The following is a 21,901-nucleotide window of genomic DNA, read 5'->3' on the forward strand; positions in this document are numbered from 1 at the left end:
TCCGGTCGGCGGGGCATCATGGTAGACAGCCCCGGTGGAGACGATTCTCAACTTCCCCGAGCTGCTGCGCATGATCGACGAACGATCGGCCGCCTTTCGCGCCGCGGTCGCTTCCGCACCCAGCCTCGACGTGCCGGTGCCGACCTGCCCCGGGTGGACTCTCTTCGATCTGGCGCAGCACCTGGGCATGGGTCGCCGCAAAGCGGCCGCCATCGTCGCCGCAGGGCCTGCCGACGCACCCCCGGCCACCTCGGCATGGGACGACGGCAAGGGTGCGCCTCGCGATCGCGAAGCTCTCGTGGCCTGGTTGACCGATTCCATCGAGCAACTGGCGAGCACGCTGCACGAGGCCGGCCCGGATCGCGGTTGTTGGACGTGGTGGGGGGACTCGCAGTCGCCGCAGACCTCCGGCGCCGTCGCCCGGCACCAGGTTCAGGAGGTCGCGGTGCACACCTACGACGCCCAACTCACCCTGGGCGCCCCGCAGCCGCTACCGGACGACGTCGCCCTCGACGGTGTCGAAGAGTTCCAGTTCACCTGCTGCGCAACGGACGTCGCCTGGCCGCACGAACCCGCCGTCATCGATTACCACGCCAGCGAGGGCCGTTCCCTGCGTGTTCGGCTTGACCGCGACGGCGCACGGGTCACCCGCCTCCACACGTCCGCGGCCAGCGAGGACCCGGACCCGGCCGACGCCTCCGCCTGGGGCACGGCCAATGACCTGGTCCTGGCCTTCTACGGCCGCATCCCTCTGAACTCCCTGAAGCTGGAGGGCGACCGCCGCATCTTCGACCAGATCGTCGCCTGGGACCCCGGCGCGTAACGGGGTTCGAGTCTGGCGTACGCCACACCCTGGCCATCACGGGGTTGTCGTCGCAGCTCAGCGGTTGCTACGGTCACGCACCGTCGCTGGGGAGGGGTGCCCGTGAGCGTTACCCGCCGTCGGCTCGTCGTGGCCGCCACCACGCTGGCCTGTGCCGCGGTCGGCGCCGGGGCGGCGGGCTTGCAGGGCATCGGACCACTGGCGCGCCTGGCGGTGACCGAAACACGGCTTGAGCCACAGGTCGTCACCCTCTTGAACCCGCCCGGTGACCCTCTCGCGGTGCTGGTGGGGGTGCCCTGGACCAAAGAGGGCTACTGCGTGGGGCAGTTCGAGGTCGAGGCCACGGAGACGCCGACGGAGGTGACAGTGGGGGCGGTCGTGAGCCGTGAGGATCCCACTGGGCCGTGCGCGGGTGTGGGCACCGTCGACAACCTGGCCTGGGTCGACTTTCAGCTGGTCGCACCGCTGGGGAGCAGGGCGGTGGTACGAAGCAGCGACGGTGCCGCCTTGCCGATCCGTCATTGGTGAGGTGGCATACGCCACGCGGAGCCGGATTCGCTGGCCGACGGCATCAGCCTCGCTCACCGGCCCTGGATTGACAGCTGCCCGGGCATCCGACTGGATCAGGGCGTCAGAGGAACCATTTCGCGTGGTGGTCCGGCGCGATGCGCACGGAGAGTACGCCGCGAAGGGGATCGGCCCACAGCGGCACAGGGTCGCCGTGCCTGTCGGTGGAGACTGGGATCTTGAAGGTGAGAACGAGGCGGGACTCGGCGCCCGGCGCGAGTGCGGACGGTGGAGCACTCCAGGTCGTGAGGGTTCGTACCTCGTGTGGATGCCATGTGTCCCCGCCGGTGACCAACGCTGCATTGCGGGTCAAGAATGAACAATCGATCGGCGTGGTCCCGACGTTCTTGATCCGGACGATGTACGACGCCACGTGGGCGCCGTTTCCCGCGTGGTCGGCTTGGAGCCATGCCGAGAGGCCGAAGTCGTCCCTGAGGGTCTGGACGCTGCCAAGGGGAACCGCATCAACAAAGGGTTTCTGCGCGGCGACGAACTGCTCGAGGACGCGGACCGCGCCTGGGTCGAGGGTGATCTGAGGAGGTGGAACGCGTCGGGGGGTCAGCTGCACACCGGGGCCCTCGCGCGCATCGCCGCCGTCGGTGACCCCGGCGGCGTCATACCGCCTCCCAGCGGCGAATCGGTTCGCCATGACGGACAACGCGACCAGGACCGCCGCGATACCGACGAGCGCGGTCACCACCCGGGCCGACGGGTATCTCGCAGTCACGGGCCGCTACATCGGCAGAAACCGCTCGAAGCTGAGGGCACCGGCCGCCCGGACTGAGTTGACTCATGATGAAGGGAGCCCGCGGCGCCGTGAACCACAGCGCCGCGGGCTCCGTCAGGCGGTACATATGGAGTGGATGATGACTCTTGCTCTCTGATGCAACCTGTCATGTCTGATTCAGAGGCGATCACCTGCCCTTTCTGGTCCTGCCGCTGGCGTGTCAGGTCCTGGCGCTGGCGCGGTCACGGCCGCCGTCGCCGGGTTCACGGTGGGGCGCGTTGACGGCGCCGTTCGGTGTCCGGCACGTGGCCCATCAGCCGGCGCGCGGCCTCGCCGAGGAGGCGAACGAGGCCGGACGGCCAGGGCACGGGCCGCGGCGGCACCGGTGGCACGGCTGGCGGGGTAGGCCAGGACGCGGCGATCAGCGCGTCGAACTCGCCACGCACCAGGTCGTCGTCGGCGCACACCAGGTCGATGAAGGCGTCCTCGACCGGTGTGGCGCCCGGCGGGATGCCGATCACTGCGCAGTCCACGGCCATCGCCCTTTCCAGGGGTTCTTCCCGAGGAGCCGGGTAGACGGGAGCCGGTTCAGGCGTTGATCGCGGTGGGCTCGTCAGCGTTGACCGCGACGGTGACCTTGCGCGGCCTGGCCCTCTCGGTCACCGGGATCCGCAGGACCAGCACGCCGTTGTCGTAGCCGGCCCGGATCCGTTCGCTGTCGAGCACGTCGGACAGGATCAGCTGTCGGGAGAACACCCCGAGGGGCCGTTCGGAGGCCTGCATCTGCGCGTCATCGCCCAGATCGAGTGGGCGCCGTTCGGCCTTGACGGTCAGCACGTTGCGTTCGATGTCCACGTCGATGCTCTCCGGGGCCACCCCGGGCAGGTCGAACGCGACGATGTACTCGTCGCCGGCGCGGTAGGCGTCCAGCGGCATCGCGACGGGCCGGGACCAGGTGCCGGGCTGGGGTTCACCGAACAACTGCCGGGTCAGCCGGTCCATTTCCTGGAACGGGTCGGTGCGCATCAACATCGATCCACCTCCGATTGCTCTGTCGACTACAGGGTGCCAATGCGCTCACCACCCGTTGTATCATGCCATCGGAACGATGACAACCAGGTTGTCATCGAAAAGATGACGGAGTGGCGATGAGTGAACCCGATGGTCCCGACAATCAGGCCGCCCTCGCGCGGATCCTGGCCGCCACCAGCGCACCCGAACTCCCGACCCGGGAAGCGGCGCTGGCCGCGCTGATCACCCTGCGGCACCTGCGGGACCGGCTCGACGCCTGGGAACCCCAACTCATCGCCGCCGCCCGCGCAGCCGGCACCAGCTGGGCCGAACTGGCCCCCGCCATGGGCGTGGCCAGCCGCCAGGCCGCCGAACGCCGCTACCTCCGGATCCGCCGCACCGACCACGACGACACCGGCGCGACCGCCGACCAGCGCGTCACCGCCGAACGCGACCGCCGCGCCGGCACCCGCGCCATCACCGACTGGGCCCGCGCCAACAGCGCCGACCTTCGCCAACTCGCCGGCCAGATCACCGCCCTGACCGACCTGGGACCCGACGCCCAACCCAGCCTCGACCGGCTGCACCACGCCCTCGGCGCCGCCGACCCCGCCGCCCTGCTTCCCCTGCTCGCCGCCGTCCACGAACACCTGCAAACCCAGCACGCCGGCCTCGCCGACCAGGTCACCACCGTCTCGCAGAACGCCAACCAGATTCGCCACGACACCCAACAACGACGCGAACACCGCCGTGGCCCCGACCCAGGACAGACCAGCCGGACCGACCCGACCCGATGAGCACCGGCAGTGGGTCACCGTGGCGCAGTTCGCCATGTCGCAGGCGGCGCTGGTCGCGCCGAACACGCTCGCGCTGATTGCCAGCACGTTCCCGGCGGGCACGCCGCGCAACAAGGCGATGGCCGTCTACAGCGCGATGTCCGCCCTCGGTACCACCGGTGGCGTCCTGCTCGGCGGGCTGCTGACGTCACCGACCAAGCCGCTCAGGAACTCGCCGGACTGGTCGCGGCGCTGCGTTTTCCAGGGAGCCGGTTCAGGTTCGGACAGTCAGGGCCCAGGACGGCCCGGTGCCGTCTCCCCACAGCCGGCCAAGTCCGCTCAGCGGGGCGGAAGCTTCACGATGCTGACGAAGAATTCGTCGATCTGGCGGATCACGGCGATGAACTGTTCGAAGTCGACCGGCTTGGTCACGTACGCGTTGGCGTGCAGCTGGTAGCTGCGCAGAATGTCCTCGTCCGCGGCCGAGGTGGTCAGCACCACGACCGGGATCCTGCCCAGGTCGGGGTCTTTCTTGATCTCGGCCAGCACCTCCCGTCCGTCGCGGCGGGGCAGGTTCAGGTCGAGCAGGATCAGGTCGGGTCGGACGGCATCCGCGTACTCGTCCTCTCGGCGCAGGTAGGCGAGGGCTTCGGCGCCGTCGGGGACGACGGTGAGCCGGTTGCGGACCTTGTGCTCATCGAACGCCTCCTGGGTCATCAGCACGTCGCCCGGGTCGTCCTCGACGAGCAGCACCTCGATGAGGGAGCCTTCCTGCCGGGTCATGTGGATCTCTCCTTCGCCGGTTCCGTGGGCACCTCAGCCGGCATCGGCAGGGTGAACCAGATCGAGGTGCCCTCGTGTACGTCGAGGTCCAGCCAGATCCGGCCGCCATGGTATTCGACGATCTTCTTGACAATCGCCAGCCCGATGCCGGTGCCCTCGTAGGCATCCCTGGCATGCAGCCGTTGGAAGATCACGAACACCTTGTCGGCGAACTCCGCCTCGATGCCGATGCCGTTGTCCCGGATGTTGATCCGCCATTCCCGCTCGCCCTGTTCGGCGCTGACCCGCACCACCGGGGGAACGCCGGGGCGGCGAAACTTCAACGCGTTGCCGATCAGGTTGACCAACAGCGTGGTGAGCAGCGGCTCTTCCCCCTCGACCGGAGGCAGCTCGGACCACTCGATCGTGCCGCCCCGCGACTCCAGCTGGGCGGACACCTGCTCCATCACGTGGTTCAGGTCGACCTCGGCGAACCCGGCGGTCAACCGCCCGATCCGGGAGAACGCCAGCAGGTCGTTGATGAGCTGCTGCATGCGCTGCGCACCATCCACCGCGAACGCGATGTACTGGTCAGCGCGCTCGTCGAGCTGGCCCGAGTACCGGCGCTGCAGCAGCTGACAGAAGCTGGCCACCTTGCGCAGCGGCTCCTGCAGGTCATGCGAGGCGACATACGCGAACTGCTCCAGGTCGCGATTGGACCGGGTCAGCTCATCGGCCTGCTGTTTGAGCTGGTCGTTGACCCACTCGACCTGCCCCCGCGCCTCGCGTACCTCGGCCAGCTCCGAAGCGATCTGGCGGCGCATCGCGTCCACGTCCGCGGCCAGCGCGACCAGCTCCGGCGCGCCACCACTGGTGATACGCCGCTCGTAGTTGCCCGCAGCCACCTCCCGTACCTGGGTGGCCAGCTCGACGATCGGGCGGGTGACCATACGGTCCAGCAGGAACAGCAACAGCGCGCCGGCCAGCAGGACCACCCCGGCCCCGACGGTTTCCAGGACCAGGAGCGTGCTGCCGATCTCCTGGGCGGCGGCGACCTTCTGATCACGTACTGTGGCGATGCGGTGCTGAAGCTGCGTGACGGCGGCCCGGACCGGATCGAACGCGGTCGTGTCCGCGGCCAGCCGCATGATCTCGACGGAGCCGGGCCCATCGCGGCGGACTGCGGCGATGACTGGTTCGGCGACCTCGGCCCGCCAGGCGTCGGCGCGTCGCTGGACGTCGCGCATCGCGTCCCGGATCGCCGGGTCGGCGCCGGACGCCGCTTCGATCTGCCGGAAACTCTGCTGCTCGGTCACCTGCCCCTCGATGTACGGCGCGAGGCTGCTGTCCCGGCCGCTGATCGCGAAGCCGCGCACGGCCGTCTCCTGGTCGACCAGCGCCGTGTACAGGCTCTCCGCCGCGGTGCGCATCGGGCCGGTGCGGTGGACCAGCCCGTCGATCTGCTGGTTGGCGCGAGCGGCGGTGACCAGGGCTAGGACGCCCAGCGTGGTCAGCACGAGGCCCACGGTGACGCACAGCACGATCAGCCGGCGGCGAATCGTCCACGTCCGGACCCAGGTCATCGGCCACCGCCTCGTGAGATGAGCAGCATGGCCACGTCGTCCGCGAGTGGCCCGCCGTTGGCCTGTTCGGCGCGGCCGACCAGCCATCCCGGGAGGTCGGGCACGGCGATCCCGTGGCCGGCCGGCTCGTCCAGCAGCGTGCACAGGCCGGGCACGTCGAGCCGCTCGGGGCCGGCGCCGGCGTGTCCGTCGATGAGGCCGTCGGTGTACATCAGCAGCGACCAGTCGGCGCCCGAGAAGTCCAGTTCGGTGGCCGGGGTGGGGGTGGGGCAGACCCCCAGCATGATGCCGCGGCGTGCCGCGACCGGCTCGGCCCGACCGGCGCGCAGCAGCACCGGCGGCGGATGCCCGGCGAGGCGGACGGTGGCCCGGTCGCGGCCGAGGTCGAGAACTACGGACGCGACGGTCGCGAAGATCTCCCGGGCGCGACGCTCGCTCATCAGGACCTGTTCCAGCGCGCCGAGGATCTCCTCGTCAGGCACCCCGGCCAGGACCAGCGCCCGCCACGCGACGCGCAGCTCCACGCCCAGCGCGGCCTCGTCGACGCCGTGTCCGCAGACGTCGCCCACGATCAGGTGCAGCCGGTCCGCGCCGATCTGGACGACGTCGAAGAAGTCGCCGCCGAGCAGGCCGAGTGCCCGCCCTGGCCGGTAGAACGTGTGCACCGCGACCTCGGTGGTTTCCATCAGCGGCTGCGGCAGCAGGCCGCGCTCCAGCCGGGCGGACTCGGCTTGAAGCAGTTCCATCTCGCGCAGCCGCTGGGAGTTCTCGTCGGCGCGCTTGCGCTCGACCGCGTACCGCAGCGCCCGGCTCAGCAGCACCCCGTCGACCTGGCCCTTGACCAGGTAGTCCTGCGCACCCTCAGCGACCGCGGCGACCCCGAGGTGCTCGTCGGTGCGGCCGGTGAGCACACAAACCGCCGCTGGGCCGGCGACCAGGAGCAGCCGGCGCAGCCCATCGAGGCCCTCGGCGTCGGGCAGCCCGAGGTCGAGCAGGACGCAGTGCACGCCGTCCATCAGCGCGCTGGCCTCGCTCAGCGTGGTGGCCACCAGCAGGTCGAACGCGATGTCCGTCTCGGCGAGCAGCTCCCGGACGAGGTATGCGTCGCCGTCGTCGTCCTCGACCAGAAGGACGCGTAGCCGCTCAGACCGGTCCACCGCGGTCGGTGACGAGCGCGGGCCGGCGAACCGGTCGGTCACCGCGTCAATCCACCGAGGGAGCGGTACGGTGCGATGGCACCGGCGCGGCTGTGGTGGTCTATGGCGCGCCTCCTTCGAGTGGGGTCCGCCGATCATGGACCGCCAGCGGGAGTCGCACAAGACGGCCACCCGCACCGGTGGTGCAGAACACCGGGCCCGGGCCCGGGGCCTGCTGACACGGCGAGTCGCCGTGCTGCTCGGCCGCTGTTCTTGGCCTGAATCGCTGTGGCGCCCTTCCCGCCTGTGGTTCGGGCGGCAGGCATCCTCAGTGTGGTTGAAACACGTCGGCGTCGAGGTGCCCCCGGAGCTTGCCGATAGCCTTGGTGAGCAGCCGCGAGACGTGCATCTGGGAGATCCCTACCTGCTCGGCGATCTGGGACTGGGTCAGGTTGCCGTAGAAACGCAACGTGATGATCTTCTGTTCCCGGTCGTCAAGCGTCGCCAGAGCCGGTGCCAGGGTGGCGCGCAGATCGACGTTGTCGTACTCGTTGGTGTCATCGCTGAGGGTGTCGCCGAGCTCGGCGGTGCCCTCGGCGCCGATCGGGGTGGACAGGCTGGTGGCGTTGTAGGCGCGAGCGCCTTCGAGGCCTTCCAGGACTTCCTCCTCGGTGATGCCGAGGTGCGTGGCGATGTCCGCGACCTGGGGCGACCGGCCCAGGCTGTGGGTCAGGGTGCTGTTGGCCTCGGTGATCTGCAGGCGCAGTTCCTGCAGCCGGCGCGGTACCCGGATCGACCAGGTGCGGTCGCGGAAGTGCCGCTTGATCTCGCCGACGATGGTCGGGATGGCGTAGCCGGCGAAGTCGACCCCACGGCTGGCGTCGAACCTGTCGACAGCCTTGATCAACCCGATCGTCGCGGTCTGAACGAGGTCGTCGGTGGGTTCGCCGCGACCCGCGTAGCGGTGGGCGAGGTGGCGGGCCAGCGGCAGCCACGCCTCGATGGTCTGCTCTCGAAGCGCTGAGTGGGAGGGGTGACCGACGGGCATCGCGGCCAGCGCGTTGATCAGGTCGCCGGCGACGCTCGTTGCCTGGTCGCTGGTCAGGTTGTCACCGTTAGTAGCGGACGGCGGGTTGGTCTGCGCTACAGATGTCGTGGTCATCAGTCGGTCCTCCGGTCGGTCAGCCAGTGCGGATACCCGTTCGGCGACATGACCCTAGCCGAATGATCGTCTCAGAGCTAGCCGAAAGTATGAGTCACAAATCACGCTCCGTGAGTGGTGCGGAAAGCCAATGCCGAGATGCCGGGAGAACCGTCAGGGCCACCACTGTCGGCCTGCGGCTGTCGCACTTGATCTCAAGGCAGGGGGAACCTCGGGACGAGCGCCAGCACCGGTGACCTTCTTGCGTTCAGCGGCCACGGCCACCTGCCCGCCCCACGCACACGCTCGCAACAACCCGGTGCGGAGGATTTCGGCTCGCTGAGCCGAGCTCGCGTGCAGCTCTCAGCTCGGGGCTGAGGTCAGCACGTCGTGCAGGCCGGTCGCCTGCATCAGCCTGCGGGTCATCCCGCTCGGGTTGATCACGAGAAAGGTGGTGCCGTTCTCGGTGGCCACGGCTTGGGCTTTGAGCAGCGCACCCAGCCCGGTGGAGTCGCAGAAGGTGACCCCGGTCAGGTCGATCACCAGCCGGCGCGGCGGCGGGTCAGCGATGATCTCCTGCTTGACGTGCTGGTGCAGTCGGTCCACGGTGGCCAGGTCCAGCTCACCGGCCAGCGCCAGCCGGACCTCGCCGGCAGCGCCGGTGTGCCTGGTGATGTTCATGCCGTCTCTGCCCTGCCGCTTCCGGATCGGGTGGGCAGCGGGCCGGGGTAGGGCTCCAGCTGCACCAGGACCTGCTTGCCACCCTGATGGTCCCGCACGTCCCAGCGCGCGGCCAGAGCCTCGATGACGGCCAGGCCGCGCCCGCCGTCCCCGCCGGGTTCCCGGTGCCGCGGCACCACCGACGAGCCGTCGGCCACGCACAGCACCACCCGCTCATCGTGGGCCTCGACCGCGAGCGCGACCGCGCCGCCGCCGTGGCGGACCGCGTTGGTGACCAGTTCACTGACCACGATCGCCGCCGTCTCGAGCCACACCGGGTCGTGGAATCCCCAGCTGCCGAGCACGGCAGTGACCGCACGGCGGGCAGCCGCAGGCGCCTCCACATCCAGGGGTAGATCAAGGTGGGCGGTCAGTTCGCTCATGGTCGGCAGGTCCCCTGGCTCCGGTCGGGCAACGGACTGTGTGGCGAAGATACCCAATGGGGCCAAGTACCAACCAGCGACCTCGCAGCGCGGGCAGGCAGTCGGCAACGTCACGGAGCTGCGTACGGATGCCCGCCATCGGCACTGCCCGAAGCCGGTACTCACGTAGTCGCGGTGCCATTCCACCGATCTACCGACAGGACCTGACCCTCGCGACATGAGCATCGTGGCCGGTTCCAGGGCCAAGCCTCGGCCTCGGCGACTGTCACCGGGCTGCGGCACCGCCCACCAGGCGGGGCCGGGGCCTCGCAACCCCTGCCGAGCAGGTCAGCGGTTGACGTAGGCGGCCAAGCCGCCGAGTTGTTCGCTGGCGATGAACACCGACCGCACGTTGAGGATCGCCTCCTCGACATGAGCGGGACAGCCCCACGCCGCGTCGCCCCACGAATCAGCGACCTTGATCTCGGCGGGCGCGGTGCACCCGCGGGCGCCCCCGAGCTGGCAACGTTCGGGGTGCGGCGTGGCGGCCTGCGTGGCCGCGGCGGCGCGCATGCGGGCGGTGAGTTCCGCGGCGGTGGCGGCGCGTTGTTCCGCATCGGCGCGCAGTTCCCGTTCCGCCCGTACGGCCTTGGCCAGAGCGTCATGGGCCGCCTTGGCCTGTGCTTCGGCGGCTCGCCGCGCCTGCTCGCTGTGGTGGTTTTCGATGGCGAGGGCGGCGGTGCCGGCGAAGACCCGGGCGAGGGCGAGGTCGGCGTCCTGCGGGACCCGTGGGGTGCGGTGGTACATCGCGAAAGTGCCCAGCAGGCTGCCGTCGCGGGCCAGGATCGGCGTGGACCAGCAGGCGGCCAGTCCGGCCCGGCCGGCCAGCTGCCGGAAGTCCTTCCAGAACGGGTCGGTGGTGATGTCGGTGACGATGACCGGTTCCCGCCGATGCGCGGCGGTGCCGCAGGAGCCGACGCCTTCACCGGTGGCGATCCCGTCGATGGCCTGATTGTAGAAGTCGGGCAGGCTGGGCGCGGCGCCGTGACGCAGGTGCCGGCCGTCGGGATCGGCGAGCAGGACGGAGACCAGCACCTCCTGCGGTGCGAGACTCTCGATGCGACGGGCCATCCCGTCGAGCACCTCGGTCAGGGGTGCCTGCCGGGCGATCTGCTCCAGCAGGGCACGGTGTTCGGCCATCAGCCGTTGGGCCTGCTTGACCTGCGTGGTCTCCACGCCGATCACCCGGATCCCGGTCACGGTGCCACCGGCGTCGCGGCGCGGCTCGTAGCTGAAGTCGAAGAACGCCTCCCGCGCGTGCGGGCCGCTGCCCAGCACGAACCGCACGTCACGGCCGGTATAGGGCTCACCGGTGCGGTAGACCTCGTCCAGCACGACGATCACGCCTTGATCGGCCGTTTCGGGCATCAGCTCCCCGAGCGGGACCCCGGTGCGAGCCCGTTGGTCGCCGATGGCGGCGAAGAACGCCGGGTTCGCCGTCTCCACCAGGTGCGCCGGCCCCGCCAGCGACGCGAAAACGGCAGTCGACTGCCCGAACAGTGCCCGTTGATCCTCTTCCACCACGTGCCCGGCGACCGCCGGATCCGCAACGGGGGGTGGCTGGCCTGATACCGCCGTCATGTCGTGGTCTGCCTCTCGACTGCGGATACGTGGAATGATCGATGGCTCACCGCCGGTGACGGCGGTCGGGCTGCGCAGGCAAGTGGCGAGGCTGCCGGGGGAGCGTACCGGCGAAGATCCGAGATTGCACCCAGCGGCGGCCGCGGCAGCCCGCTGCGGCCCGAGGGGCCTGCCGACCGGATGGATGCCGGCAGAGAACTCGCCTGCCCGGAGGGGTGTTCCGCACGTGGATCAGAATGAATGGGCCCCCTCCTGGCTGAAGAAGGACCGGAGGCGAGGTTCAGGTGGCGCCGGTGTGCTGGCGCCGGTAGTTGTCGTTCTGTTGGAGGGTCCGCGGCGCGGTCCATCGTGTAGGGGCGACCCGTGCGCCGCCGTGCCGAGCGAGCCACGGAGGGGTAGGAAACCCTGTTCCCCAGCAAAAAACGGCCCCGCCATCGAAATCGATGGATTGGGGGCCGTTTACAGGGCTGTGTCCTGCGGCGATACGTGGAGCGGGTGACGGGAATCGAACCCGCACTGTCAGCTTGGGAAGCTGATGTTCTGCCATTGAACTACACCCGCGGGCCGCCCCACTGTACCCGATACCCGGCACTCGTGGCGCAACCGCCTCACCGCACCCCGGCCAGCGGCCGGGATAACCCCGTCGCCGGGTCATGCCACGTCTGGGTGACCGCGCGGGCACGCGGCGCGGTGGGCATCAGCACGGCGCCCGCGGGGCCGTGACGGCGGATCATGACGACCTCGATCATCAGCTCGAACAGGCGCCAGTCCACCGTCGGGGAGGCGTGCAGCGCCGCGGCCAGGCGGTTGATCACCACCGGGTCGAGCACCGGAACCGCGACCCCCGACAGGTACGCCTCGTCGTCGGTCTCCTCCGGCGGATACGAGTGCAGCGCGTAGCGGCCGTCGCGTTCCAGGTCGTGGCGCTTCGGGGAGTCGATGACGAAGCAGTACAGCCCTTCGTCCGTGATGACCGGGGAGACCGGGTGCAGGCGCGGCCCGCCGTCGGGGCGGACCGTCGCCAGGTAGCCCAGGCCGGGGCCGTACTGCTGCAGGAGCGCGCGGACGGCGGCGGCGAGCCGGGGCTCGGCGGCGGCGAATTGGGACCAGGATGCCATGGGAACATGATATCGAACATACGTTCGACGGAGCCACTGAATGTACTCGTTCGGGCAGGCCGTACAGTGTGGCGATGCTGCTCTCCGACCGTGACCTGGTCTCCGAGATCAAGTCGGGCGATCTGGCCCTGGAGCCCTTCGAGCCGGCGCTGATGCAGCCGTCCAGCATCGATGTGCGGCTGGACCGCTTCTTCCGGGTGTTCAACAACCACCTGTACACGCACATCGACCCGGCCGAGCAGCAGGACGACCTGACCGCGCAGGTCGAGGTGGCCGACGGCGAGGCGTTCGTGCTGCACCCGGGCGAGTTCGTGCTCGCCTCGACGCTGGAGGTCATCACGCTGGGCGACCAGCTGGCCGGGCGCCTCGAAGGCAAGTCCAGCCTCGGGCGGCTGGGGCTGCTGACGCACTCCACGGCGGGCTTCATCGACCCCGGCTTCTCGGGGCACGTCACGCTGGAGCTGTCCAACGTGGCCAATCTGCCCATCAAGCTGTGGCCGGGCATGAAGATCGGCCAGCTGTGCATCTTCCGGCTCTCCTCGCCGGCCGAGCACCCGTACGGGTCGGCGGTGTACGGCTCGCGCTACCAGGGGCAGCGCGGTCCGACCCCGAGCCGCAGCTCGCACAACTGGCGCACCTGGCCCACCCCGCGCCCCTGACGGTCGCTCCTGGCGCGGGGAAGCAGACCCCCGATCAGGGGATGTCGAGGAAGACGTTGTCGATCTGGCCGGCGTACTGATCATTGCCCTTGTTGGGGCCTTTACCGCCGACGCGCAGCGGCTCCGCGTTGGCGATCGACAGGGTGTGCGGGACCGGCACCGAGGCGCGCTCGACGCGGTCCACCATGATGGCCAGGCGGGTGGCCGAGCGTTCGCAGACGAGGTCGTGCCACGCCCCGTCGGCCACGTCGAGGGCGGGCTCCGCGCGGTAGATGTGCGTCTGGCCGACCACCACGCAGCTGGGATGCCCCTGCTCGTGGTCCACCTGGAGCTTGAACTGGCCCACCCCGCCGACGGAGTACCCCTTCTGGAGGACGTTCGCACCGTCCGCGAGATCCGCGCGGGCCATGTTGACCGAGGCGCCATAGCGCATCGGGCGGGTTCCGGGGTTCAGCGCGTCGTCGCGTTCGCCCTCGAGGATGGCCCGCGGGCAGTCGCGTTCGCGGGACAGCCGGCACCGCTCGGGGAACTCGACCGCGAGGCCCAGGCCCTGCGGCACGAGCGAGAGCGTGCCGCCGTTCTGGCCGAGGACGCGCAGCTCGTGCTCCCCGTTCGTGTCGGTGACGGGGTGGCCCGCCCCGGCGTCGAAGGTGTACCGCACCGAGACCGGCTCGATGCCCACCAGCACCGCGCCGCTGCGGGCGGACGGCGCTGCCGACTCGGACAGCGGCAGCACACCCGGTGCGGGCGGCGGCACCACGGCGAACGCGGGCTGCGCCCCCGATCGTGGGGCCGGGTCGGGGCGCGTCGCGAGATGGCCGGCCCCGAGTAGTCCCGCGGCGAGGATGCCGGTGGCGGCGATGGCTCCCAGCGGGCCGATACGCCGGCTCAGCGGTCGGTTGTCAGGCATTCCCCTATTGTCCGGATGCGCCCATCCCGCGCTACCCGCACCCCCGGCTACCGCGCCGAGAAGCGGCGAACTACCCCTACGCGGTCGGCCGAACGGCGGGTTCTCCGACCACGGCGTGCAGGACGTCATCCAGTGTGATCACGCCCAGCGGCACGCGGCCGTCGCTGACCAGCAGGATGTGCAGACGGTCGCGGCGCATCGCCAGCAGCAGGTCGGCCAGGGAACGCTCTGGCGGCACCACCGCCAGCGGGCGGACGATCGTCGCCGGGACGGGCTCGTGCCGCTGCGCCGCGTCGTCGCCCAGCAGGTCCTTGATGTGTACGAAGCCCAGCACCCGCCGGGTGCCGCGCTGCACCACCGGGAACCGGGACCGGCCGCTCTGGGTGGCCAGTGCCTCGAGCGTGGCGGGGGTGACGTCGTCCGGCACCGTGATGGTCTTCGCCCAGGCCCGCAGCGCGTCCCCGGCGGTGCGGTCGGCCAGCCCCAGTGCGGCGTGGATGCGGGCGTACTGCTCGGAGCCGAGCAGGCCCTCGCTGCGCGCCTGGGTGACCATGCCGGCCAGCTCTTCGGCGGTGAAGACCGTCTTCACCGCGTCGGTCGCCTCGATCTTCCACAGTGCCAGCACGGCCCGCGCGGCCCACCGCATCGCGGTCAGCACCGGCTTGGTGGCCACGCAGAAGGCCAGCATGTACGGGCCCAGCCACAGCGCGGAACGCTCCGGCCCGGCCAGCGTGATGTTCTTCGGCACCATCTCGCCGACCACGGTGTGCAGGAACACCACGATGGCCAGGGCGATGACGAACGCCACCGGGTGCACCGCCCTCTCGGGCAGGCCGAGCGCATGGAACGGGGCCTCCAGCAGGTGCGCCAGCGCCGGTTCGGCGATCGCGCCCAGACCCAGCGAGCAGATCGTGATGCCGAGCTGCGCCCCGGCGATCATGAGCGGGATCTGGTTCATCGCGGACAGGGCCCAGCGGGCCCGCTTGCTGGTGGCCGCCAACGGCTCCAGCGCGGTACGCCGCGAGGCGATCAGCGCGAACTCCCCGCCGACGAACGTCGCATTCCCCAGCAGCAGGAGGGCGGCGATGAGCAGCTCACTCATCGTCGGGCTCCGGCGGGGCGACCACGCGGACCTGCTCGATGCGGTGGCGGTCGACCTCCATGACGGTGAACTCCCAGCCTTGGTAGACCAGCGACTCCCCCGGCACCGGGATGTGCCCGAGCTGCGACAGCAGGAACCCGGCCAGCGTCTCGTACGGGCCCTCGGGCAGCGCGAAGCCGGTCTGCTCGGCCACCTCGTCCTCGCGCAGCAGCCCGTCGACCAGGAATGTGCGCTCCCCGCCCGGGGCGGTCAGCTCGGCGCTGCCGGTCTCGGCGAAGCCGTCCTCATCGGTGTCGTACTCGTCGGCGATGTTGCCGACCAGTTCCTCGACGAGGTCCTCGATCGTGACCACGCCGTCCGTGCCGCCGTACTCGTCGACCACGATGGCCAGGTCGGCGTCGGCGGCGCGCAGGGCGGCCAGCACCTTGTCCAGGTCGAGGCTCTCCGGCACGTACACCGGCTCGCGGGCCACCGTGGAGACCGCGGTGGCGGCGCGGCGCTCCGGCGGCACACCGAGGGCGTCCGGCACCCCGGCCACCCCCATGACGATGTCCAGGGTGTTCTCGTACACGGGAAAGCGGGTGTGGCCGGTCTCCCGGGCCAGCGTGATGAGGTCGGCGACGCTGGCGGTGGTCTTGAGCGCGACCACGTCCACGCGCGGGGTCATCGCCTTCGCGGCCCGCTTCTCGCCGAAGCGGATGGTGCGCCGCAGCAGCGTCGCGGTCTCGGTCGGCAGCGCCCCGGCGCGGGCGCTGATCGCGGCCAGCAGGCCCAGTTCCTCCGGCGAGCGGGCGCTGGCCAGCTCCTCCTGTGGCTCGATGCCCAGCCGCCGGACCAGCCAGTTCGCGGAGCCGTTGAGCGCGGCGATCACCCAGGTGAGCAGCCGGGAGAAGCGGCGCAGCGGGCGGGCGGTGGCGAGGGCGACCCGCATGGGCCGGGCCAGGGCGGCATTCTTCGGTACGAGCTCGCCGAACAGCATGGACAGCAGCGTCGCCACGACCAGCGCCAGGACGTGCGAGACCGTGTCCGTGGCGCCGCGCGCCAGCGGCTCGACCAGCGGGACGAACAGCTTGGACAGGGCGGGCTCGGCCAGGTAGCCGGTGAGCAGCGCGGTGATCGTGATGCCGAGCTGGGCGCCGGAGAGCTGGAAGGACAGCTCCCGCAGCGCCTGCTGGACGGTACGGGCCCGGCGGTCACCCGCCTTCGCGCGTTGGTCGATCTCGACGCGGTCGACCGTGACGAGCCCGAATTCGGCCGCCACGAAGAACGCATTGCCCACCGTGAGCAGCGCGAAGGCCACCAACGGGAGCGCCGCGGTCAGGAACAGGCCGTCCATGATCGGTTATCTCACCTCGGCACTCATTGTGCCGGACCGCGGCCACGGACCGTGAAGACCTATGCCGGTGATGCGTCGCCCTTGATGGAACGCAGCAGCACCGAGGCGACGTCGACGACCTCGACGTTGTCCTGTTCGCCCTTGCCGGTCACCCCGTCGCTGATCATCGTGTAGCAGAACGGGCAGCCCACCGCGATCGTCTTCGCGCCGGTGGCCAGGGCCTCCTCGCTGCGCTCCACGTTGATGCGCTTGCCGATCTTCTCCTCCATGTACATGCGGGCGCCGCCGGCGCCGCAGCAGAAGGAACGCTCGGAGTTGCGCGGCATCTCCTTGAGCCCGCCCTCGATGGCGGTGCCCAGCACCTCGCGCGGCGCCTCGAAGACCCGGTTGTGCCGCCCCAGGTAGCACGGGTCGTGGTAGGTGACCCCGCCGTCGACCGGCTGGACCGGGGTGAGCTTGCCCTCGGCGACCAGGTGGGCCAGCAGCTGCGTGTGGTGCACGACCTCGAACTTGCCGCCGACCTGCTCGTACTCGTTGCCGAGGGTGTTGAAGCAGTGCGGGCAGGTGGCGACGATCTTCTTCGTCGGCCGGTCGCCGAACGCCTCGTTCAGGGTCTCCACGTTCTGCTGGGCGAGCATCTGGAAGACGAACTCGTTGCCGATGCGCCGGGCGGGGTCGCCGGTGCAGGTCTCGCCCTCGCCGAGGATCGCGTAGTTGACCCCGGCCTCGTGCAGCAGGGTCGCCACCGCCCGGGTGGTCTTCTTGGCCCGGTCCTCGAACGCGCCCGCGCAGCCGACCCAGAACAGGTACTCGAAGTCCTCCACCTCGCCGACCCGGGGCACCTCGAAGTCCAGGCCCTTGGTCCAGTCCTCGCGGGTGTTCTGCGGCGCGCCCCACGGGTTGCCCTTGTTCTCCAGGTTGCGCAGCATGACGCCGGCCTCGGCCGGGAAGCTCGACTCGATGAGCACCTGGTAGCGGCGCATGTCGACGATGTGGTCGACGTGCTCGATGTCCACCGGGCACTGCTCCACGCAGGCACCGCAGGTGGTGCAGGACCACAGGACGTCCGGGTCGATGATGCCCTGCTCGTCGGCGCCGCCGATCAGCGGCCGCTCCGCCTCGGCCAGCGCCAGCACGTCGACGCCCTTGAGCTGGTCCTCGGTCGCCTTCTCCTCGCCGGTCAGGTCCTTGCCGCCACCCGCCAGCAGGTACGGCGCCTTGGCGTACGCGTGCTCGCGCAGCGAGAGCACGAGCAACTTCGGCGACAGCGGCTTGCCGGTGTTCCAGGCCGGGCACTGCGACTGGCAGCGGCCGCACTCGGTGCAGGTGGAGAAGTCGAGCAGGCCCTTCCAGGTGAACTGCTCGACGTGCGCGACGCCGAACTGGTCCTTCTCCGGGTCCGCCTCCTCGAAGTCCAGCGGCTTGCCCGCGCTGGTCATCGGCTTGAGTGCGCCCAGGCCCGAGCCGGCGGGCTTGTCCGGCGAGCGCTTGAAGAAGATGTTGAAGAACGCCAGGAAGCGGTGCCAGGCGACACCCATCGTGACGTTCAGCGAGATGACGATGAGCCAGGTCATCGAGATGCAGATCTTGATCAGCGCGACGATCGTGGCCCCGGCCTCCCAGGCCGGCAGGACCTCGCCGATGGCGTGGCTGACCGGGGCGGCCCAGACGGGGAACTCCAGGTGGCCCGTGGCCGCCTTGAAGCCGCGGATGAGGAAGCCGCAGATCAGGACCGCGACGATGATCCACTCGACGAAGTAGCCCTGCCACATGGTCGAGCCGGTGAACCGGGACAGGCCACGGCCGCGGCCCGGCCGGTTGCGCAGCCGGATCGCGATCAGTACGGCGATGCCGACGGCGCCCAGCACCCCGATGATCTCGGTGAGCAGGCCGAACACCGCGAGGTCGCCGATCAGCGGCAGCCCGAGATCGGGGTCGACCACCTCGAAGTACGCCTCGATCACCAGCAGCGACAGGACGATGAACGCCACCATCACGAACCAGTGGGCCGCACCGACCACGCCCCACTTGAACATCCGGGTGTGCCCGGCGGTCTCCTTGAGCATGGTCACCGTGCGGGTGCCCTTGTTCTCGAAGCGACCCGGGTCCGGCTGGCCGAGGCGGATGACGGAGGTCATCTTCAGCACCGCGCGCACCGCCAGGGCTACGGCGACCACCGTGATGGCGGCCGCCAGGACGGTGGCGACGATCTGGACAGCGTGCATCTGCGTTGCGCCCTTCTCGGTGCGGCTTGCGGGAGCCGCCCCATGTTACCCACGAGTAATGCTTTTGCACCGTGGCGTGTGCCGCAATCCCTCAACCCGCCCGCCACGCCGGCCCGCAGTGCGAAAGCGCACCCCGAGCGGATGCCGGGGTGCGCAGTCGATCAGATCGGGTGGGCTGACGCTATCGCCTGGGTCCCCGAGTCGGCGCCAGCGGGACGGTCAGCGCCAGCGGGACAGGATGCCGAGGGAGGCCACCATGCAGCCGAAACCGATGGCCAGGTTCCAGTAACGCCACGCCTCGACCGGGTACTGCTGCTCGGACAGGTAGTAGACCACCAGCCAGCTGATACCGATGACGATGAGGGCGACCGCGCTGGCCGGCACCCACACCGGACTCGGCTTCTTGGACTGCGCCGTCGTCGACGGGCGGATGTCCGTCGGCGGGGTGTAAACCTTCTTCTTGCGAACCTGTGACTTCGGCACGGTGTTCTCCTGAGGGCAACAAGTGGCGAACGACCCACCGCTGAGCGGCTCCGGGGACCCCGAATGCTGCCCGTGGCGAATAGTGTTCGGCAGTTAGCGTAGTCAAGTCGGCGCGGGTGCAGGCACCGGCCGGGCACAAAGATGTCCGGCGGCCACGGACGAACCGGTCAATCGGCGATCTGGAGGAGGACACCGACGTGGAGTACACCACGGGCACCCCCTCGTGGCGACTCGTCCTGCGCCGGGCGATTCGCGGCCTGCGTCCCCGGCGGGTCGGGCAACGGCAGCGCGGGTGGTCCGTCGGCGTACCCCTGATCGCGCTCGCGGCCGGACTGCTCTTCACCACGTCCGCGCGGACGGCGGACGGCACCGCGCTGCGCGACGACCGGCGCCCGCAGCTGGCCCAGCTCATCGCGGACAAGCGGGAACGGCTGGCGGGGCGGGAGCGGCAGGCCGCGACCCTGCGCGCGGAGGTCGACCAGTCCGCCAGCCAGCTCGCCGTGGTGGATCAGCCGGTCAAGCACGCCCGGCAGCTGGCCGATTCCCAGCGCGCCGCGGCGGGCTTCACCACGGTCCGTGGCCCCGGCCTCACGGTGGTGCTCAACGACTCCCCCCGGCGCGACGCGGGCACGGGCCCGGACGCTCCGGGCAACGACGATCTCGTGGTTCACCAGGGAGATGTCCAGGCGGTCGTCAACGCGCTGTGGGCCGGCGGGGCCGAGGCAATGTCGATCATGGATGTCCGCGTGATCTCCACGAGCGCGGTACGCTGTGTCGGCAACACCCTGCTGCTCCATGGCCAGGTGTTCTCACCACCGTTCAAGATCACTGCGATCGGCGAACCCACAGCACTGCATCAGGCGTTGGAATCGGCGGAAGGTGTCCAACAGTTCCGCGATGCAGTCGCCGACTTCGGCCTCGGCTATCAGGAAACCGTCGAAGGGAACGTGACAGTGCGGGCGTACGACGGATCGAGTGACCTCCGATCCGCGCGGGTGGCCGAGTGATGCTCCCGCCGGAGGAGTACCCGGAGGGTGCCCCCGGCTCCGGTCGACACCGCGCTCCCGACGGTGATGCGCACACTGCCTACATTCCGCGCGTTTCGGATGCCGCTCCGGGTGGGGTGCCGGGCGGACCGCTCGACCCCCCGCTCGGGCTCGGCGGCACGACCTCCCCGGGTCCGGACAACCAGGTGGCCCCCGAGCCTCCCGCGTCCCGCCAGGGGTGGGAGCAGCCGCGGGTACGCGGCGGCGTCCCCGGCATGCGTAGCGCCTACCCGGTGGTCGGCGCGGCCTCCGTGCCTCCGCCGCCCGCAACGGGCCAGCCGACCCCCGGCCCGCCGCCGCACGCCGCGCGCCCGGGGGCCACGCCACCCCAGGCCGCCTCGGCATACGGCGCCCCGCCGCATGCCGCGTCGCTGCACAACCCCCCGCCGCACCCGGCGGCCCCGCGCACCCCGCCCCCGCCCCCGCACATCGCAGCCCCGCACGCCGCGGGCCCGCACGCCGCAGCCCCGCACGCCGCGGGCCCGCACGCCGCAGCCCCGCACGCCGCGTCACCACATGGCGCACCGCCGCCGTCGGGACCAGCGCGGCGCGGGCGGGCGCAGGTCGGCGCCCAGGGTGGCACCTACCGGTCCGGGGAGGCGACGCCGCCGCAGGCCGTGGGCGGCGCCGCGCCGCCCGGGTCAGCCACCCCGGTGTCACCCCTCGACGGTCAGCCGCGCCGCTACCCCACCGGCGCGCCACAACCACCGGCGGGCCTGCGGCTCGGGACCCCACCGGGGCTCAACCCGGCGCCACGCGAGGCGGATCCGACGGCGACGGCGGTCCTGCGTACCGTCGACGCACCGACCGGCCTACTGCCCTCGGTGACCCCTGCCGCGAACCCCGGCCCCGCCCCGGCACCGGCCGCTGCGCCGCAGGCGGCCAAGCCCGATGGCGGGGCTGACGTCGCGGTCGGCGCGGCGTCCGTGGCGGCCGCAGCCGCCGCGGTGGCCGCCGAGCCGCCCGACGCCGCGGCGGACCCGGACGACGGCAGGCCGCGCCGCGGCGAGAAGGTGGTCAAGCTCCACCCGGAGCAGACCCAGGACGGGTACAAGAGCGTCTACTCGGAGCTGACCCGGCCCACGTTCGGCTCGCGGATCCGTTCGGCCATCCGCGTCTCCGGCGAGCTGATGATCACCTTCGGGGTCGTCGTGCTGCTCTTCGCCGGGTACGAGGTGTTCGGCAACTCGGCCGAGGTGGACGCCGAGCAGAGTTCCCTCGGCAACGAGCTGGACCAGCAGTGGGCCGACCCGACCGTGGCGCCCAGCACCGGCCCGGCCAAGAACGCCCCGGCCGCCCCCGGCAAGAACCTGATCGGACGCCTCTACATCCCCAAGCTGGACAAGGAGTGGGTGGTCGTCAACGGCGTCCGCCCGCAGGACATCCGGTATGCGCCCGGGCATTACCCGGAGACGGCCCTGCCCGGCAAGGTCGGCAACTTCTCCGTCGCGGGCCACCGCATCCGCAAGATCTTCTGGCGGCTGGACGAGCTGAAGAAGGGCGACGTCGTCGGCGTCGAGACCCGCACCGACTGGTTCGTCTACCGGGTCACCAACCAGGAGATCGTCAAGCCGTCGGCGGTCGAGGTGGTGGCGCCGGTGCCGGACAAGCCCGGGGTGAAACCCACCAAGGCACTGCTGACGCTGACCACCTGCAACCCGAAGTTCAACAACTATGAGCGACTGATCGTGCACGCGGAGTTGGTCTCCTCGTCCAAGCGCGATCCCGGTGTGGCGGACGCCGGCAAGCCGGCCGAGATCAAGGCGGAATAGC

22 protein-coding genes and 1 tRNA gene are annotated in these 21,901 nt (G+C 70.6%); 6 read left to right on the forward strand and 17 right to left on the reverse strand.

Annotation, left to right across the window (positions count from 1 at the left end; all coding sequences use genetic code 11):
* The first annotated feature begins 34 nt into the window (after positions 1 to 34).
* Both ACMCNO_RS00465 and ACMCNO_RS00470 read left to right on the forward strand, forming a co-directional pair.
* Positions 35 to 823 carry a maleylpyruvate isomerase N-terminal domain-containing protein gene (locus ACMCNO_RS00465; RefSeq protein WP_412747449.1) on the forward strand — a complete coding sequence of 263 codons (789 nt, stop codon included), beginning with the start codon at positions 35 to 37 and terminating at the stop codon, positions 821 to 823.
* Positions 824 to 925: 102 nt separating this feature from the next.
* On the forward strand, positions 926 to 1,351 hold the full coding sequence (locus tag ACMCNO_RS00470; protein ID WP_412747450.1) for a hypothetical protein: 426 nt from the start codon (positions 926 to 928) through the stop codon (positions 1,349 to 1,351).
* Between the two features lie 103 nt (positions 1,352 to 1,454).
* Here the strand turns inward: ACMCNO_RS00470 and ACMCNO_RS00475 are convergent, their stop codons facing one another.
* From ACMCNO_RS00475 to ACMCNO_RS00485, 3 genes are all read right to left on the reverse strand, one after another.
* The gene (locus ACMCNO_RS00475) at positions 1,455 to 2,087 is read right to left on the reverse strand and encodes a hypothetical protein (protein ID WP_412747451.1); all 633 of its coding nucleotides are present in this window, start codon (positions 2,085 to 2,087) and stop codon (positions 1,455 to 1,457) included.
* Between the two features lie 293 nt (positions 2,088 to 2,380).
* Entirely contained in the window at positions 2,381 to 2,650 is a 270-nt protein-coding gene (locus tag ACMCNO_RS00480; protein WP_412747452.1) for a hypothetical protein, read from the reverse strand.
* A gap of 55 nt (positions 2,651 to 2,705) precedes the next feature.
* Positions 2,706 to 3,149 carry an Hsp20/alpha crystallin family protein gene (locus ACMCNO_RS00485; protein ID WP_412747453.1) on the reverse strand — a complete coding sequence of 148 codons (444 nt, stop codon included), beginning with the start codon at positions 3,147 to 3,149 and terminating at the stop codon, positions 2,706 to 2,708.
* Positions 3,150 to 3,265: 116 nt separating this feature from the next.
* Between ACMCNO_RS00485 and ACMCNO_RS00490 the strand changes: the two genes are divergently transcribed.
* A complete protein-coding gene (locus ACMCNO_RS00490) occupies positions 3,266 to 3,925 on the forward strand; it encodes a hypothetical protein (RefSeq protein ID WP_412747454.1) in 660 nt (219 codons plus the stop codon).
* 318 nt (positions 3,926 to 4,243) lie between these two features.
* Here the strand turns inward: ACMCNO_RS00490 and ACMCNO_RS00495 are convergent, their stop codons facing one another.
* The 9 genes from ACMCNO_RS00495 to ACMCNO_RS00535 all read right to left on the reverse strand — a co-directional run bounded on the left by ACMCNO_RS00495 (position 4,244) and on the right by ACMCNO_RS00535 (position 12,367).
* Positions 4,244 to 4,687, reverse strand: coding sequence for a response regulator (locus tag ACMCNO_RS00495; RefSeq protein ID WP_412747455.1), 444 nt, complete (start codon positions 4,685 to 4,687; stop codon positions 4,244 to 4,246).
* On the reverse strand, positions 4,684 to 6,249 hold the full coding sequence (locus tag ACMCNO_RS00500) for a sensor histidine kinase (protein WP_412747456.1): 1,566 nt from the start codon (positions 6,247 to 6,249) through the stop codon (positions 4,684 to 4,686). The genes ACMCNO_RS00495 and ACMCNO_RS00500 overlap by 4 nt, the downstream gene beginning before the upstream one ends.
* A complete protein-coding gene (locus ACMCNO_RS00505) occupies positions 6,246 to 7,448 on the reverse strand; it encodes a PP2C family protein-serine/threonine phosphatase (protein ID WP_412747457.1) in 1,203 nt (400 codons plus the stop codon). Before ACMCNO_RS00505 ends, ACMCNO_RS00500 begins: the two co-directional genes overlap by 4 nt.
* Before the next feature lie 265 nt (positions 7,449 to 7,713).
* Positions 7,714 to 8,547, reverse strand: coding sequence for a SigB/SigF/SigG family RNA polymerase sigma factor (locus ACMCNO_RS00510; protein ID WP_412747458.1), 834 nt, complete (start codon positions 8,545 to 8,547; stop codon positions 7,714 to 7,716).
* Positions 8,548 to 8,889: 342 nt separating this feature from the next.
* Positions 8,890 to 9,207, reverse strand: coding sequence for an STAS domain-containing protein (locus ACMCNO_RS00515; protein WP_412747459.1), 318 nt, complete (start codon positions 9,205 to 9,207; stop codon positions 8,890 to 8,892).
* On the reverse strand, positions 9,204 to 9,629 hold the full coding sequence (locus tag ACMCNO_RS00520) for an ATP-binding protein (RefSeq protein ID WP_412747460.1): 426 nt from the start codon (positions 9,627 to 9,629) through the stop codon (positions 9,204 to 9,206). The genes ACMCNO_RS00515 and ACMCNO_RS00520 overlap by 4 nt, the downstream gene beginning before the upstream one ends.
* 327 nt (positions 9,630 to 9,956) lie before the next feature.
* The gene (locus ACMCNO_RS00525) at positions 9,957 to 11,249 is read right to left on the reverse strand and encodes a GAF domain-containing protein (protein ID WP_412747461.1); all 1,293 of its coding nucleotides are present in this window, start codon (positions 11,247 to 11,249) and stop codon (positions 9,957 to 9,959) included.
* Between the two features lie 487 nt (positions 11,250 to 11,736).
* A tRNA-Gly gene (locus ACMCNO_RS00530) sits at positions 11,737 to 11,810 on the reverse strand.
* 47 nt (positions 11,811 to 11,857) lie between these two features.
* Positions 11,858 to 12,367, reverse strand: a complete 510-nt coding sequence (locus ACMCNO_RS00535; RefSeq protein WP_412747462.1) for a pyridoxamine 5'-phosphate oxidase family protein — start codon at positions 12,365 to 12,367, stop codon at positions 11,858 to 11,860.
* A gap of 74 nt (positions 12,368 to 12,441) precedes the next feature.
* Between ACMCNO_RS00535 and dcd the strand changes: the two genes are divergently transcribed.
* On the forward strand, positions 12,442 to 13,026 hold the full coding sequence (gene dcd, locus ACMCNO_RS00540) for a dCTP deaminase (protein ID WP_130509797.1): 585 nt from the start codon (positions 12,442 to 12,444) through the stop codon (positions 13,024 to 13,026).
* A 34-nt stretch (positions 13,027 to 13,060) separates the two neighbouring features.
* On the opposite strand, the gene ACMCNO_RS00545 is transcribed toward dcd, so the two are convergent.
* The 5 genes from ACMCNO_RS00545 to ACMCNO_RS00565 form a co-directional block, all read right to left on the reverse strand.
* A complete protein-coding gene (locus ACMCNO_RS00545; protein ID WP_412747463.1) occupies positions 13,061 to 13,936 on the reverse strand; it encodes a LamG-like jellyroll fold domain-containing protein in 876 nt (291 codons plus the stop codon).
* Positions 13,937 to 14,012: 76 nt separating this feature from the next.
* Positions 14,013 to 15,038 carry a hemolysin family protein gene (locus tag ACMCNO_RS00550; RefSeq protein ID WP_412747464.1) on the reverse strand — a complete coding sequence of 342 codons (1,026 nt, stop codon included), beginning with the start codon at positions 15,036 to 15,038 and terminating at the stop codon, positions 14,013 to 14,015.
* The gene (locus ACMCNO_RS00555) at positions 15,031 to 16,374 is read right to left on the reverse strand and encodes a hemolysin family protein (RefSeq protein ID WP_412747465.1); all 1,344 of its coding nucleotides are present in this window, start codon (positions 16,372 to 16,374) and stop codon (positions 15,031 to 15,033) included. The genes ACMCNO_RS00550 and ACMCNO_RS00555 overlap by 8 nt, the downstream gene beginning before the upstream one ends.
* A gap of 59 nt (positions 16,375 to 16,433) precedes the next feature.
* Positions 16,434 to 18,599: a (Fe-S)-binding protein gene (locus tag ACMCNO_RS00560; protein ID WP_412747466.1), complete on the reverse strand. Its 2,166-nt coding sequence runs from the start codon at positions 18,597 to 18,599 to the stop codon at positions 16,434 to 16,436.
* Between the two features lie 219 nt (positions 18,600 to 18,818).
* A complete protein-coding gene (locus tag ACMCNO_RS00565; RefSeq protein WP_412747467.1) occupies positions 18,819 to 19,082 on the reverse strand; it encodes a cell division protein CrgA in 264 nt (87 codons plus the stop codon).
* A gap of 197 nt (positions 19,083 to 19,279) precedes the next feature.
* On the opposite strand from ACMCNO_RS00565, the gene ACMCNO_RS00570 reads away from it, so the two are divergent.
* Both ACMCNO_RS00570 and ACMCNO_RS00575 read left to right on the forward strand, forming a co-directional pair.
* Positions 19,280 to 20,089: a DUF881 domain-containing protein gene (locus ACMCNO_RS00570; RefSeq protein WP_412747468.1), complete on the forward strand. Its 810-nt coding sequence runs from the start codon at positions 19,280 to 19,282 to the stop codon at positions 20,087 to 20,089.
* 116 nt (positions 20,090 to 20,205) lie between these two features.
* Complete coding sequence (locus ACMCNO_RS00575; protein WP_412747469.1) at positions 20,206 to 21,900, forward strand: class E sortase; 1,695 nt, start codon at positions 20,206 to 20,208, stop codon at positions 21,898 to 21,900.
* Position 21,901 lies beyond the last annotated feature (1 nt).

It is taken from the genome of Krasilnikovia sp. M28-CT-15, assembly GCF_047159595.1.
Lineage (GTDB): Bacteria > Actinomycetota > Actinomycetes > Mycobacteriales > Micromonosporaceae > Actinoplanes.